This is a genomic window from Methylobacterium sp. E-065 (genome assembly GCF_022829605.1).
Taxonomy (GTDB): domain Bacteria; phylum Pseudomonadota; class Alphaproteobacteria; order Rhizobiales; family Beijerinckiaceae; genus Methylobacterium.
This window is the reverse complement of sequence record NZ_JAKSYD010000108.1, coordinates 1-14573: the sequence shown is the minus strand read 5'-3', so window position 1 is coordinate 14573 and position 14573 is coordinate 1. Positions and strand designations below refer to the sequence as shown.

Below are 14573 nucleotides of genomic sequence, written 5' to 3'. Positions count from 1 at the left end.
CAGCAGGTTCAGCGGCCGAGTCGGCGTCCCTCAGGTGCAGCATCCCATCTCCGCACCGCAACTTGCGCTACGCCTTCCAGCTCGGCCCGGCTCACCCCGTCACGGGCCAGCATCGAGATGCAGCTCTGGACGGTCTGCACCAAGCGGGCGAGCGCGCCAATGCCCGTCCCACCCGAAAAGCTCGTCCGCGGATGCGGCCTCAGCCAGACAGGTCTCACGGCGTGCCAACGTCATGGCGCGTGCGGACCGCACCAAGACGCCGAGACTTATCACACGTTTGAAGAGTCCACACCCTTGCTGCCGGAACAATTCAGATCATCTGCTGCTTTCAAAACCGAGCGATGATCTGCGCCCTGATCGTCCGGGGAGCGCCGGGCGTGATGTTGTTGTTGTTGTCCGCCGTGGAAATGTACCGCCGATCGAACAGGTTTTCGATGTTGACCTGTGCCCGGACGGATTCGCTGATGTTATAGAACAAACCCAAGTCGATCCGGGTGTATCCTGGAAGCCGAACCGTGTTGTCGGAGGCGGCGAAGGTGTGTGAGTAATTGAGGATGCCGACGCCGACGGCAAATTCGCGCGTCAGGTCGAATTTGTTCCATAGCGTGAAGGCGTTGAACGGGACCAAGCCGACCGTGTTGCCGGTCACGATCGTCGCCGAGGTCGCGCTGGCGATGCGCGCATCGGTGAAGGCGTAGCCGCCCGCGATCTGCCACCAATCGGTGACATACCCGTTGGCGCCGATCTCGAAGCCCTGGGTGTTGGTCTTCCCAGAAAGGATGAAGAAGCCGGGATTGTTGGGATCGGTAAGACGCTGGTTGTACCGGTCCAGGTTGTAGGCCGCGGCCGTGAGCTGGAAGCGCGGGTTGACGTCGTACTTGATGCCGACTTCGGTGTTTTCAAACTGCTCCGGCTTGGCGATGACCAAGCCCGGTGTGAAGTTCCCGATCTGGTCGCCCGACGAGGGCAGGTAAGACACGCTGTAGCTCGTGTAGAGGGCGAGGTTCGGCAGCGGCTTCAGCACGAGACCGGCGCGCGGTGAGATCGGATCGTCTACGCGGTTGTTGGTCAGCAGGGTGCGCCGGTCGGTGGAGGCGAAGTCGAAATGATCGTAGCGCAGGCCGCCGACGAGCTGCAGCCAGTCGGTGATATCGATCTGGTCCTGGGCGTACACGGCCGCGAGGCCGAGGCTGTACCGCGCGTTCGAGTCCGTTGTACCGTTGTTGCGTAGGGAGGTCGGCGCGAAGGTCAGCGGGCGGAGCGGATTGACCACGACGCTGCTCGCAAGGCTGTTCCCGAAGAACAGGGACTGCCTGTAGGCCAGTCCCTCTTGATAGCCGAGCTCGAACCCACCGAGGAGGGTGTGCTTGATGTCGCCAGTGAGGAATTTGTAGGTGAAATCGTTCTGGCTGAAGTAGTTCGTCCGCGGCGTTTCGTTGCGGTAGCCGGTGATCGTCACGGCGGTCCCGGCGGCGTTCACGGCGCTGCCTGGAAGCGTGTTGACGTAGTATCGGTCGTAGTCCGCGAACCGTAACTGGCTGTGCATCTCGACACCCGAGTCGAACTGGTGGTCCAGCTGAACGGTGGCGATGTTCGCATCGACCTTCGTGAAGTTTACGTTCGGATTGCCGAAGAAGGTCCGAATGTTGTCACGGTACCGGTAGGGGCGGCCAAACTGCGAGGGGATGCCTCGGTCGGGAAAGCGCTGATCGTGGAAGTACTCGTATGAGAGCTTCAACGTCGTCTGCGGGTCGATGAGGAAGGTGGCAGTCGGATTGACGCCGTAGCGCGTCAGGTCGCCGAACTGGCGGTAGGTCCCCGAATCTTCGAACACGCCGTTCAGGCGGAAGAAGGCGCTGTCACTGATCCGATCGCCGACATCGACGGCGACACGTTTGTCGCCGAATTGGCCTCCGCCAGCGACGATCTCCCGGACGCGATAGCCATCCGCTTCCTTGAGGACGCGGTTGATGACGCCACCTCCGCCGCCGCGGCCGAAGATGAGCGAGTCCGGCCCCTTCAGGACCTCGATGCGCTGAATGTTGTACAAGTCACGGAAATACTGAACGTCGTCACGGATGCCGTTGATATAGAAATCAGCGCTCGTGTTTTGACCGCGGATCAGGACCTGGTCGCGGTTGCTCTCGCCCTGCGCGGGTATCAGGCCCGGTACGAACCGCAGCTGCTCAGTCAAATTCTGGTAATTCTGATCCAGGAACTGCTCCCGTGGAACGATGGTGATGGATTGTGGGATGTCGATGACCGGCGTGTTGGTCTTGGTCGCGCTGCGTGTCTGCGTGGTCAGATAACCCACGGTGACGCCACCCTGAGGCTCAGGACGGTTGCCCGCATTCTCGACCGTGAGCTGGTCGAGGGTGACGACCTCGGCAAGTTCGGTCGGAGCTACCCCTCGTTGCGCATGCGCGGCCGTGGCAGATAGGGTGCTCGTCAGCAGAAGCCCAAGGCAACGACACGTGAAAGTCCAGTCCATCGTTCACTCCGCGGCCTCTTGCGGAAGCCGGTCCGTACTGAAATCTATTCGATCCCCGATCATGAGTTACGAGCGAGATACAATGCGGATCAAGATCTAATCCGATGCCAATAAGGCAATCATTCTACAGTGATTCTTAGAATAATTCTTATATCAAACACATCTCACTGAGACGCATCACTATCGCGTCCAGAGATTGAGTTAGATCAGTTATAATCTGGAAATATCCGGTGACAGGCGTTGCGGATTAGCAACATACTCGATGCGAGGAGTTGCACCCTCAGTACCCGCCGCAGTTCCGATGTTCGGCTAAATCAAGCTGATCATGCTGGTATACGGTGGCAATCGACGGAACGGCGAAGACGAGTTGGCATAATTGTTCAGCCGCGCGAATGCGATAAGAAAGTGTTGCGAGCGACTGGTTTTTGTGTGCCCAGGTCTACGCTCCTCCCCGAGTGGCGGTGAATTGTCGATCGACCATGAGCTGCCTTTGTGACGTGTCCGACAGCCACCTGCACGCCCGGCATAGGTACAAACGACACACTGTCCGCTTTCGCGCTTGGCCGATCCCGAAGCAGCCATTCCGCTTGCGGGCAGGAGCGGTCGGCCAGTTCGCGCCCGCGACCGCCATTCAGTTGGCAATGACGGTTCGTCGAAAACGGATCTCGACCCTTGCAAGGAAAGCGCTGCAAGGCGGTGCCAAGGGTAGAGTGACGCAGCGAGACGTTTGGCCTGCCTTTAGGATTGGCGTGTCACGGTCGCCATCTGTATGGCCAAGGTGACCGGAGGACCTCGACGGTGAGCGGCCAGCAGCGTTCCACGTGCCTGGGCTTATGCGTGGCGACAGCTCTAGTGGCTCTCCCAGCACCGGCGCAGGCTGATGACCTCCGCGCATTGTTCGAGCCCAACACCATTGTCTCCGCCGGAGGCTTCGTTGGGGCCGGCCCCCGTTTCCAGGGCGGAAAACAGGTCGGGCTCTGGGGATTGCCTTACCTGTCGTTCCGCAAAGCCGACGAACCCCGCGAGTGGTGGTCACCGGATGACGGCCTCGATGTCACGCTCGTTGGAGAGGGACGGCTGCAGGCCGGTGCCGTACTGGACTTTCGCGAGGGCCGCTTCCGCAACGACGACCATCGGCTTGCTGGCCTGCCCAGACTGCCGGTGACCGTGGGGCTCGGTGTGTTCGGTGAATTTTGGCCGATCGCTGAAACCGTCAGGTTGCGGGCGGAAGTGACTCAAGGGATCCGTGCGCATGATGGGATCATCGCCAAATTGGGTGCCGATCTCGTGAGCCACGTCGGGCAATTCACGCTCAGCATGGGCCCGCGGTTCGTCCTCGGTGACGAGGCCGCGCTGCGTCTTGATTTCGATGTTCCCGTGGGAACGACCCTCGTGAATCCGATGCTTGCGCCGTATCGTGCCGCGGCCGGACCACGCTCGGCCGGAGCGACAGCGAGTCTCGGCTATGATTGGTCGGAAGCTTGGCAGACGCTCGGCTACATCCGTTACGACCGGCTCATCGCATCGGCGTCCAGAAGTCCGATCGTACGGCGCATTGGTACGCCCAACGAACTCACGGTTGCGATCGGCGCAATCTATTCCTTTCGGGTTAGCCCTTGATCCGACTGTGTTGACTAGCCAAAGGTGTGTAGCACGGATTCGCCATCACGAGATTGTGATTACTGTTGCGCTTTAGGCACACGTGTAACGCTTCTGCGTCTTAAGCTCTTTTGGCCGAAATGTTTCCAGGGTTTTCTGCTTATGACTCTCCCACAGGAGTGGAGAGTACCGTGGCACGCATTCTTCTGACGGGCGCGACCGGGCTGATCGGCGGCGCCGTGCTACATCACGCGCTCGGGCGCGACGATGACACGACTTGGGTCTGCCTCGTGCGCTGCGCGGGGGTCGAGCAGGGGCGCCAACGCATCGCCGCGCGCCTGGAGCGCTTCACCGATCCGTTCACAGCCCAACGCCTTGCCCGCAAGATCGAGATCGTGCCCGGCGACTTCACCAGCGCCGACCGCGATATGGATCCGCGGCTCGACGGATGCACCCACATCCTGCACCTCGCCGCTGATACGTCCTGGTGGGGCGGGGAGCGCGTCTTCAAGACCAACCACGACGGCACTCTTGCGCTGGCGCGTCGTGCTCAGTCCATGCCGGACTTGCAGCGCTTCCTGCACGTGGGCACGGCGATGATCTGCGGCGCCGACGCGCCGAGTCTCGTGGAAGAGACAGCCTATCCGGCAGCGGACGCTCGGCACATCGTCGGCTACACGGAGTCGAAAGCTGCCACGGAGACCTCGCTTTCAGAACAGTTTCCTGACCTCCCGATCATCGTCGCTCGGCCGTCTATCGTCGTCGGGCACTCGACGCTCGGTGCCGCGCCGAGTTCGAGCATCCTCTGGGTGCTGCGAGCCGCGGACGCATTGCGCATGCTGCCATGCAGCCCCGAAAGTTGCGTCGATATCGTCCCGGCCGACTGGGTCGCCGAGACGCTCGCCGGTCTTCTGATGAAACCGGACCTCAAGCACCGGCTCTATCACCTCTCCTCCGGTGCAACCGGCCGCACGCGCTGGGCCGACGTCATCGCCGCGTTCGAGAAGGCGGAACCCACTGACGGCATCCGCGCCTTCAGACAATTCGATCTTGATCGCGATCGCGCGCACTTGCGCAAGCGCTTTGCAGAAGTATTTGGCTTGAAGGACGCGTCCACGAGGGCGATGCTTTTGGCAACCAGAGCCTATTATGCGTTCTGCGCTCTTGATCTCTCGTTCGCCAACGAGAGGCTTATTGCCGAAGGCTTCGCGCCGGCACCGTCCATCGCTTCCTACCTGCAGGTGTGTCTCGCAAACTCGGCTTCGATCGTCGAGCAGTTCGTTGACGATATTGAGATGTTCGCGCCAGCGCCGGTGACCACTTCATCGCCAGCGGACCTTCCCCTGGCGGCGATCGCATGATCCAGTCGTAAACCGCGTTCCAGCGATCGGAGCCGAGATCTCGGCGATCCGCGCGCCGAAGGCTGCGGATGGACTGACGCGTCCATTTCCGACCCTGATCGTCGTGTCCGGCTCCGAGACGGTCTTGAGGCTGATGTCGACCAGCATGGATCCTGCCGATCGACGTCGTTTCCGCGATCTCGGCAAGCGTCGGTATGATCGGAGTTGCTTTGGGCGGCGCACGCTTGGTTGGGGAGCCGATGAGTGCTGTGATGATCGCCTGCGGATTCACATTCCTCGCCGCAGCGTGGGGGCGCGTTTGCTCGTGCGCGGCCGCTTCGAACGGCTGGTGCGCGACTGGTCGCCGAACCGGATCATACCCCTTCATGGTCTCGCAGCGCGCGTGCTCAGGCGGCTCGTATCCGGCGACCAGATTAGTGCAGAGCTGCGCGCCCTCGTTATAGCCTCTACCGGAGACCCGGCAGCTGACGACCTCTCGTGCAGCCGGGAGGGGCTCCTGACGGGCGCCGCCGCGTACGCTTGCGTGTTCAGGATACGCGGCCGGCGCCGGATCTTTCGCATAGGCGCGGACGACAGCCGAGGCCATCGGCTATCCGATTGTCCTGAACCGAGAAGAGGCGTGCGGTAGCGGTGGCGTCACGCTGGTTTACGGCCCCGAGCAGCTTGAGCCCGCTTACGCGGGCGCCCTGCAGCGGGCACGATCGAAGCGGATCAGCGGTTGGCGCGCAGCGCTCATGGGCGGCGAGGGTGGCCAGGATCGGCCGATCGAGGTTGGATCGGCGCGATGTCGAAGCCGGCGCGGGCACGTCGCAGCCTCGGATGATCGGTAGCCATGCTGACAGAGACCAGTCCTCGGCCGAACGCCGTCCGGGCGGTCGACACAGCTCCGCGGGATCATCTATGCGACGCGACGATGAGAGTTGTGCCCGCTCAAGCGTCCTGCGGGGCCGAGGATCGGGTGGGCAGGTTCCAGCCGGGCCTGAGGAAGTGGCAGGTATACCCGTCGGGCCGGCGCTGCAGGTAATCCTGGTGCTCTGGTTCTGCTTCCCAGAATGTGCCTGCCGGTGCCACCTCGGTCACGACCTTACCGGGCCACAGGCCCGACGCCTCGACATCGGCAATCGTCTCCTCGGCCACGCGGCGCTGCGCATCATCTGTGTAGTAGATGGCGGAGCGATAGCTCAGGCCGCGGTCGTTGCCCTGGCGGTTCGGGGTCGTCGGGTCGTGAATCTGAAAAAAGAACTCCAACACGCGCCGAAAGCTCGTCTGAGCCGGATCGAACGTGATCTCGATCGCTTCGGCATGGGTGCCGTGGTTGCGGTAAGTCGCGTTTGGTACGTCACCGCCGGTATAGCCGACCCGCGTCGAAACCACGCCGCTCTCGCGCCGGATCAGCTCCTGCATCCCCCAGAAGCACCTGCCTGCCAGGATCGCCTTCTCATTGCCAACCATCGCCGCCCCGCAGATCAAAATTGCACATGGCCTACCTCATATGGGACTTCGACGCGCGCCTTGCCTGCGGCGTGATGGCGGCTTCGTGGAGCCGTGCTCACCCGAGGCCTCCTCAGGCGTATAGTGCCTCGCCGCCATCGTTCGGCAGCCGAGACCAAGGCGCTTCCATCCGGAACAGCATCCGTCAGTGATTGCGGGAGAAAGACGGCTGTTGCCGCCAATCATCAATCTTTCTCGTTTCGAAGACAGTCTATCATCCATTCGGTGGAGGACGCACGCAGCCTGAACCGTAACGATGCCCCACCGTAACGGCGGCACTTCCGCGTGCTCAGATTGCGCGGGCGCACAACACCTCCGATCGGCGAAAGCCGCACGGGGGCGGAGGAGGGCACGTGGAGACAGAGCGGCGCTATTTTCTCGGCGGCCTTGCCTTCGGTATCGGCGCCGTCGCGTCCGGCCGGGCGCTCGGGGCCGATGGCGATGGTCGCGCAGCCGGCAAGGAGGCCTCGTCTTCCGCGAGCTTCGTCCGGACGATCCCGCGCAAGACCGGTGCGGCCCAGGCTTTCACCGGGCATCTCGACGGCGGGACGATCAAGGCGACGGCGGGCGGTTGGGCCCGCGACCTCACCGCCCGCCAGCTGCCCATCGCGACCGGCCTCGCGGGCGCACACCTGTTCCTCAACCCGGGCGGTGTGCGCGAGATGCACTGGCACTCCTCAGCGGAGTGGGCCTACGTCGTTGCCGGCCAGTGCCAAGTGACGATCGTCGATCCTGACGGCGGCCTTGAGGTCGTGAACTTTGGTCCCGGTGACACGTGGTCGTTTCCGGCCGGTCATGCCCATGCGATCCAGACGTTGGGCGAGGCGCCCTGCCACGCGATCCTCGCCTTCGATGACGGCCTCTACGGGGATCACGGCACCTTCGGCCTGAGTGACTGGCTCAGCCGCCTCGATCCTGGGCCCCTGCAGGCCGCCTTCAACCTGTCGGATGCGGTCAGCCGCAATCTGCCCGAGGGCGAGGTTTACATCGCGCAGGGCCCGGTCATCCCGTTGGACGGCGCCGTCGCGCGCGACGAGCGCCGCTTGAACGCCGCGGCCTCCCACCGGTTCGCCCTCGCCCAGGCCCAGCCTGTCATCGCGTGTGCGGCCGGGACGCTGCGCGTTGCGCCCGCCCGAACGTTCCCGATATCGACCACCATGACGGGCTTCAGCGAGACGCTGCTTCCGGGCGCCCTGCACGCGCCGCACTGGCACCCGGGTGCGAACGAGTGGCATTTCCTGCTCGAAGGCCGCACGCGTGTAACGGTGTTCGAGCCCGAGAAGCGGCTCGCCACGGCGGAGTTGATGCCGGGCGATTGTGCCTACGTCCCGAAGGCCGCTGCGCACATGATCGAGAATATCGGGACCGAACCCTGCACCTTCGTGGGCGTGCACGACAGTCCTGCGCACCAGGAGTGTTCGCTCTCGCAGTGGCTGGCGCTGGCCCCTCGGCAGATCATCGCCGCGAACCTTGGCCTGCGCGAGGATGAGCTGGCGGGCCTGCCGAAGGAGCCGATCGCCTTCGCGCGATCCGCCTGACCATGATGGTCTCGCACCGCGCGGTCTTGCTCGGGTCTCTGATCCTGTGCGCAACGGTGATCCGGTCCATCGCCGGGATCGGAACCGATCAGCCGCTATCGGCGGTAAATCTTCAATCGGCCGATGCTTTGCTGGTTGTGCACCCTGTCGACCTTGCTCTGGCCGACGATTGGGGGATGGTCGGCATCGATCCGGACTTGGTGATTTCCGTGGATCCTGTTGAGAGCGGGGCAATCGAGGTGTGCCGCGTCGTCTGGCGCGACGGACAAGCCCTCGTCTTGGGAAGCGTCAGCCAGACACGGACTCGACTTGGCTTGGACCCAACGCGCTGAAAGGGGCGCAGGTGGCCGTCGAACGTGTCAGTCGCCTCGCGTCCGTGTCGAAGCCCAGAACGCCCGAAAGCGGACCGGCGGCGTTCGGAATGCTCACCGCAGAGAGGGACCATCCTACATCCGCCACTGCCGTTGCGAGCGCGCTGCGGGAGTTCTGCGACAGGCTCTTATAAGTGGCTCGGCGGATGGCCGACCGCGCCGATTGCCCCGCTCCGACTCGGGTTGCCCAAACCGCCCGCCGATCTACCGTCCAGACCGCGAACCAGTAGGCTCAACGCCATAAGGGCAAGGAGGAGGCCGGCGGCCTTGTTCATCTGGTTCAGAACCTGACTGGTGACACAGCGCCGGGACAGGGACACGGCGGTATTCAGCACGACCCACCAGCCGAAGGAGCCGAGGAATACGCCAGCCGCCAGCACGGGCAGCGGCGTGGCCCCGCGCGCGACGAGTGCCGGCGTAGCGGCGAGGAACAGCACGGGGGTAATCGGATTCGCCACGGCCAGCGCAACCGCGCTGCCGTAGCTCGCCGCCAGGGTGTCGCGGCGCTCGCTGCTCACATGCAGCACCGAGACGCTGCGAAGCACCCGGACCGCGAGGGCGAGGAGCACTGCGCCCGAGACCAGGGAGAACAGGCCCCCGTTCGACCACGCCGGAGCGAGGTCCGCGCCCCAGCACATGATCACGGTCCCGTACGTCAGATGGACGGTCGCGACGCCGAGCCCGGTAGCAAGGCCGGTGGATAGACCCGCCGACAGCGTTCGCTGAATGCAAAGCAAGCTCGCTGGCCCGATCGGCGCCGCGATGGACATGCCAAGACTCGCGCTGGCGAGCAGAGCTGTAACGATGACACCCATGACGCCGGGAATGCGCCTAGTCGTCTTCCACGCGGTCGAGGGGTGAAACGGCCGCTCGCGGCAGAGTTGCCGCGCCGTCAACGTCCGGGCACCCGATTTGATCACGCTCCAGGGCCGAGGAAGCTTGGGCGCAGGCGAGGTCCGGCAGGTCGTTCAGCTCGTCGGCCCAGGACCCGGTGCAGGACAAGATGACGAGGAGGGTGGCGACAATTGTTTTCATGGCTGATCCTTCCGTGCGCCGGCAGTCTAAGGATGGCTGAAGGCTGAGCATCCTCCGTCTGGCGGATGGCGCCCGCTGCGCCCTCACAGACTCGCGGCCGACATCCCAGCCGAGCGGGAAAGCATCGTACCTGTAGGTGTTTGCAGGGCCGCCCCTGGTTTCCGGAGGCTCTGTCGCCGCCGCGTCCGGTGCGGCGGACGGACAGCGGACCGACCGGAAAGGTGCTCGGCGCGCCGTCCCTAGCCAGCGGCATCATCCGTTTGTGGGATGCCAATGCTGGTTTTGGACTGATATTGGTCTTACCGAGACCAGCAAGATCATCGTGGTGCGTGCCGATGCAGGAAGCGCTTATCGACCGGATCTACGAGGCTGCGGGCACTCCCGAGCTCTGGCCGGAAGTCCTCCAATCGCTTGGCGATACGGCGAACTCAGATGGCGCCGTGCTCACGGTGCTGCCCCCCGTCGGAATGCCCCGCTGGATTGCCTCGCCGGCTTTGAAGCCGCGCGTCAGTCACCTGACGGCCGCGAACTCCTGGCGCAGCAGCGGGCACACGGCGCAATGGCGCGCCGAAGCCCATGCGGGCTTCATGCGCGATGTCGACCTCGTGCCGGGCTCCTGTGCAGGCTGGCCCTGTAATGTCGAGAAGCCGTTCTGGCAGGCGGGGACAACGATTCCCCTGCCGACTGGCGAGGTGGCGATCATTACCGCCGAACGTCGGGCCCAAACCGGCCCCCATGAAGCCTCCATCCTGCCCAGACTCGATGCCTTGCGACCTCACCTCGTGCGCGCCTGCCAGCTCAGCGCCCGATTCAGCTGTGAGCGCTCCCGTCTCACCGGCATGACGCTCAACCAGATCGGACTCCCCGCCGCTGTCCTGTCGGCTTCGGGCCGGGTGCTCACCATGAATGCTCATCTGCAGCAGCGGGAGGAAGTCCTGCCCCCGGGCCAGCACGGCGGCTTGCTTTTCAAGAATTTGATCAACAGCAAGCTGCTGCAGGACGCGATCAGCAACGTCGTTGGCGGCCGGCACGCAGCGCAGACCATGCCGGTGCGCAGCTATTCCGACCATCGTCCTCAGATCGCCCACGTCATGCGCTTGGAGCCTCACCCCGGCGACGTCTTCGCTGCCTCAGCGGTGCTGCTCATCCTTGTGCACGTCGGCGCGCGGGCAGTTCCGGCCGACGGCCTCCTGAACATGCTCTTCGACCTCACCCCGGCGGAGGCCCGGCTGCTCCAGGCGCTGGCTGGGGGCTTGCGCCTGCAAAGCTACGCGGAGAGCGTCGGCGTCCAGGCAAGCACGGTCCGCACCCAACTCAACTCGATCTTCAACAAGACCGGGACCAAGAGGCAAGCGGAGTTGCTGAGCATCGTCGCCTCGCTCGCGCTGTTCAGTGGGCAGACGACGAAGTGCTTAGGCGCGGCATAAATCAAACTGCGGCGCCGTCTAGGAAGGCGGCCAACGTCTGCGCGGTTGGAAAGGCATCGAAGGCCCCGAACCGGCAGGTGGTGAGCGCACCGCAGGCCGCAGCCTTTCGCAGGGTCGCGGCGAGAGCCTCGTCCGCGAGCAGGCCCGCCATCAGCCCGGCCGTGAAGGCGTCCCCGGCGCCGACCGTATCGACTGCCGCCACCGCGAAGGCCGGCTGGTGTAGAGGCGGCAATCCGGGGCGGAACGCCATGGCGCCGCGCTCCCCGAGGGTCACCACCAACAGTTCGAGCCCACCGTCGAGCAGCGCGGCAATGGCCGGCGTCGCGCCCTGGGCGTCGGCGATGGCATCGGGAGTTCCCAGGCCAAGGTCGGCGGCCTCGATCGCATTGACGACGAGGATCGCGGTATCGGCTAGGATCGCCGGGTCGATGGGGCGCACGGGTGACGGGTTCAGCAGCGTGAGATGGCCCAGCGTCCGAGCCACGGCGAAGGCCTCGCGGATGGGGGCGTCCGGCGATTCGAAGGTCGCCGCCACGAGGTCCGCTTGTCCAACACGGGTGGCGACGGCTCGGACGTCCTCCGCACCGAGAGCCAGGTTGGCGCCGAGGCAGACCGCCAGGCAATTCTCGCCGGATGCATCGACGAAGGCGACGCCGGCGCCCGTCGAGCCAGCATGCGGCACCAGCATCGTCTCGGAGAACCCGACTTGCGCGAAGGTCGAGCGGACCATCGGGGACAACACGTCCGTGCCGACTGCAAAGAGTCCGTCCACCGTGATGCCGAGCTGATGCGTAGCAAGCGCGAGGTTGAAGCCCTTGCCGCCAGGCTCGGCCAGGAAGGCCAAGCCGGTGAGGGACTCACCCGCCTGCGGCAGCCGCGCGACCTTGACCGAGCAGGCCATCACGAAGCTGCCAATGACGAAGACACGCATGGAGCGCCCCGAGCCTGTCCGATATAAGCATCTGTACCGGAGGTCGATCGGACGTGCGCCCCAAAAATCGGACCCCAAACAATGATGTTGAGCCGAACTTCGCGGGAGACGAGCGTCCCTCGGTGCTCTCTCTCCTGCGCCTGCGCGGCGACACGGCGATGCCGCTGTACCGGCAGATCGAAGGCCAGCTGCGCGAGCTCATCCTGTCGGGTTCGCTGCCGCCAGGCGTGATCCTGCCGGCAGAGCGACAACTCGCCGAGAGCCTCGGGGTCAGCCGCGTCACGGTCCAGCGCGCCTATGCCGAACTCAGCGACAACGAATTTCTTGTGCCACGCGGGCGCTCCGGCTTCCTCGTGCGTGGTCCGCCTGAGCCCGTGCGCCCGGGCATGGACCGGCTCAAGGGCTTCACGGAGGAGATGCGGGAGTTGGGCAAGATCCCATCATCCCGCATTCTCGATCGGGCAGTCACCGAGGACCGCTCGATCGCGTCGATCTTCGGCCTGCCCTCGACGGCCCCGTTCCTGCGCCTGACGCGCGTTCGCTCCGGCGACGGCGTGCCGATGTCACGCGAGGTCGCCTGGTACAACATCCGCGCGGTGCCAGCCCTCGAGACCGGCGATCTCTCCGGCTCCGTCTACGCCTTCCTCAGCAGTCACCCGAGCGGCCGCCTCGTGCGCTGCGAGCAGACGGTGGAAGCGACGATGCCGACGGCGGACGAGTGCAAGATCTTCGCCTTCGACCGGCCGCTCCCGTGCCTGCTGATCAAGCGCCACAGCTACAATCAAGACTCGGTTATGATCGAGTACGTAGAGGGCCTGTTCCGCGGAGATGCCTATCGCTATCGACTTAATTTGAGCGCGTAGCGAATGTACCTGACGTCTGAGGTGGAAAATTCATACACCCATTCGCTGTGGCTCGCGTTTTATTTCGGGGACTGTGACTTCGAACCCCGGAGGATCGCGATGGAACGGCTGTTTTGGCTCTCGGATGAGGCTTAGGCGCGGATCGAGTCGCACCTGCCTCACGGTCAACCGGGCACACCTCGGGTCGGTGTCAGACGGCGCGTCGCGACAGGCTACGACCGCCTGTCCTGCAACGATCTCGCCGCTGTCGCGCTCGTGTTCTGTGTCGTTGCATCGACCTGAACGAGTTTCCCGACCTCGTGTAGGTCCCGATCCGTCGTGGCTAGTGGGTCGATAACCGCCGAGACGCGCGCATCCAAAAACGTTGCCCGATGACCACGTTACAGGCGGTCCCGTTGGCAGTTCCCGGGTGTTGTCCTAAGGACCGGTGAGAAGAAATTATCGGACACCAGAAGACAGCATGTCATCGACGCCGCCGCGCCTCCCCTTTTCACACGCCGGGCAGGACTTCATCGTCAAGGCGCGTCCGGTCCCGGACGGCATCGAGGTCCGTGGCTTTTGGCATGCTCGATCAAAGGGGCGGACGCGGTTCTTCGTGGTCGTTCCGGCTGAGGCCATTCAGAAGGCTCAGCGGCCTGATTGGGCCGATCCGGTGCAGGCGGCGCTGAAGCTCGTGCGGAAACAGATTGTCCAGGCGATCGACGAGGGCGAACCACTCGCCGAGGATACTCAGCCTTGAGCAGGGAATTCACCCTGCCGCCACCGGTGGGCCTGCAGGGTTTTTCCGGTTGCGCCAGCGAGTGGGCCGAGTAGGCGCGGTCCGAGAACACCCGCCGGGCCTACGCCCCGGCCGGTCCCACCTCAGACACCGCGTTGGCGGCCTTCCGCGATGCGTGGGCTCAAATGGGTGCACGGTCGACCGGCCGCCGAGAGACGGCCGCTGATCGCGGTGGATCCCCGACGCGCCGTTGCAACCCTGTCCGACATCCTGGCCGGGGGGCGCGACCGAGCGCTGATCGTCGTAGGCTTCGCGGCAGCGCTTCGGCGATCCGAGCTCGCGGGTCTGGAGGTCACGCGCAGATCATGGACGCGTTGGGCCACCGTGATCCAACATCAGTCGAGTGATACGAGCGTGAGTTCGCCCTCCCGGGCAGCCCGCTCGCAGGCCGCCGACCTGATCCGGTAGCAAGGCTCACCGGATCGATCGTCTGGCATGAGGCGAACCACCTCGAAGAGGCCGTCGACGACGCTATTCTTGTTGCCGGCGTAGGTGGTCCCGAGCTGGCGGACACTCTGACCGATCTTGAACTTGTGAGACATCTCTCGTCCTTCCATCATCACGCGTTGCGGGCCGGGCTGGCCTATCGGCGTGCTTTGGCTTTCCGGGCCGCGAAGCGTGCATCGCGCGCGGCCTTCTGCTCGGCGGCCAGCGCGACTTGCTGCGCTGCCTTCTCGGCCGCCTGGCG

13 protein-coding genes and 1 pseudogene are annotated in these 14573 nt (G+C 64.4%); 8 read left to right on the top strand and 6 right to left on the bottom strand.

The genetic code is table 11. The features are described from left to right. Window positions 1-328 precede the first annotated feature (328 nt). The gene (locus MKK84_RS12780) at window positions 329-2491 is read right to left on the bottom strand and encodes a TonB-dependent receptor (RefSeq protein ID WP_243920224.1); all 2163 of its coding nucleotides are present in this window, start codon (window positions 2489-2491) and stop codon (window positions 329-331) included. 894 nt (window positions 2492-3385) lie between these two features. Between MKK84_RS12780 and MKK84_RS12775 the strand changes: the two genes are divergently transcribed. Together MKK84_RS12775 and MKK84_RS12770 are read left to right on the top strand one after the other, a co-directional pair. Next, entirely contained in the window at window positions 3386-4111 is a 726-nt protein-coding gene (locus MKK84_RS12775) for a MipA/OmpV family protein (protein WP_243920222.1), read from the top strand. A 170-nt stretch (window positions 4112-4281) separates the two neighbouring features. Beyond that, window positions 4282-5451, top strand: a complete 1170-nt coding sequence (locus MKK84_RS12770) for an SDR family oxidoreductase (RefSeq protein WP_243920220.1) — start codon at window positions 4282-4284, stop codon at window positions 5449-5451. 930 nt (window positions 5452-6381) lie between these two features. Here the strand turns inward: MKK84_RS12770 and msrA are convergent. Beyond that, window positions 6382-6903, bottom strand: coding sequence for a peptide-methionine (S)-S-oxide reductase MsrA (msrA, locus tag MKK84_RS12765; protein WP_279599505.1), 522 nt, complete (start codon window positions 6901-6903; stop codon window positions 6382-6384). Between the two features lie 392 nt (window positions 6904-7295). Between msrA and MKK84_RS12760 the strand changes: the two genes are divergently transcribed. Further along, on the top strand, window positions 7296-8480 hold the full coding sequence (locus tag MKK84_RS12760; RefSeq protein ID WP_243920216.1) for a cupin domain-containing protein: 1185 nt from the start codon (window positions 7296-7298) through the stop codon (window positions 8478-8480). A 2-nt stretch (window positions 8481-8482) separates the two neighbouring features. Further along, the gene (locus tag MKK84_RS12755; RefSeq protein WP_243920215.1) at window positions 8483-8812 is read left to right on the top strand and encodes a hypothetical protein; all 330 of its coding nucleotides are present in this window, start codon (window positions 8483-8485) and stop codon (window positions 8810-8812) included. Window positions 8813-8979: 167 nt separating this feature from the next. Here MKK84_RS12755 and MKK84_RS12750 read toward each other — a convergent pair whose 3' ends face one another. Further along, window positions 8980-9621 (bottom strand): LysE family translocator, encoded by a 642-nt coding sequence (locus MKK84_RS12750; RefSeq protein WP_243920214.1) that lies wholly within the window; start codon window positions 9619-9621, stop codon window positions 8980-8982. Window positions 9622-9682: 61 nt separating this feature from the next. Continuing rightward, window positions 9683-9886 carry a hypothetical protein gene (locus MKK84_RS12745; protein ID WP_243920213.1) on the bottom strand — a complete coding sequence of 68 codons (204 nt, stop codon included), beginning with the start codon at window positions 9884-9886 and terminating at the stop codon, window positions 9683-9685. A gap of 335 nt (window positions 9887-10221) precedes the next feature. Here MKK84_RS12745 and MKK84_RS12740 point away from each other — a divergent pair, with 335 nt between their 5' ends. Next, a complete protein-coding gene (locus MKK84_RS12740; RefSeq protein WP_243920212.1) occupies window positions 10222-11313 on the top strand; it encodes a helix-turn-helix transcriptional regulator in 1092 nt (363 codons plus the stop codon). 1 nt (window position 11314) lies between these two features. Here the strand turns inward: MKK84_RS12740 and MKK84_RS12735 are convergent, their stop codons facing one another. Next, window positions 11315-12244, bottom strand: a complete 930-nt coding sequence (locus MKK84_RS12735; protein WP_243920211.1) for a PfkB family carbohydrate kinase — start codon at window positions 12242-12244, stop codon at window positions 11315-11317. Between the two features lie 158 nt (window positions 12245-12402). Between MKK84_RS12735 and MKK84_RS12730 the strand changes: the two genes are divergently transcribed. From MKK84_RS12730 to MKK84_RS12720, 3 genes and pseudogenes are all read left to right on the top strand, one after another. Next, the gene (locus MKK84_RS12730) at window positions 12403-13107 is read left to right on the top strand and encodes a GntR family transcriptional regulator (protein ID WP_243920258.1); all 705 of its coding nucleotides are present in this window, start codon (window positions 12403-12405) and stop codon (window positions 13105-13107) included. 195 nt (window positions 13108-13302) lie between these two features. Continuing rightward, window positions 13303-13389: pseudogene (locus MKK84_RS35890) on the top strand (IS5/IS1182 family transposase); the annotation flags it as partial. A gap of 178 nt (window positions 13390-13567) precedes the next feature. Continuing rightward, on the top strand, window positions 13568-13846 hold the full coding sequence (locus MKK84_RS12720; protein WP_243920210.1) for a hypothetical protein: 279 nt from the start codon (window positions 13568-13570) through the stop codon (window positions 13844-13846). 374 nt (window positions 13847-14220) lie between these two features. On the opposite strand, the gene MKK84_RS12715 is transcribed toward MKK84_RS12720, so the two are convergent. Then, a complete protein-coding gene (locus MKK84_RS12715; RefSeq protein WP_243920208.1) occupies window positions 14221-14427 on the bottom strand; it encodes a hypothetical protein in 207 nt (68 codons plus the stop codon). Window positions 14428-14573 lie beyond the last annotated feature (146 nt).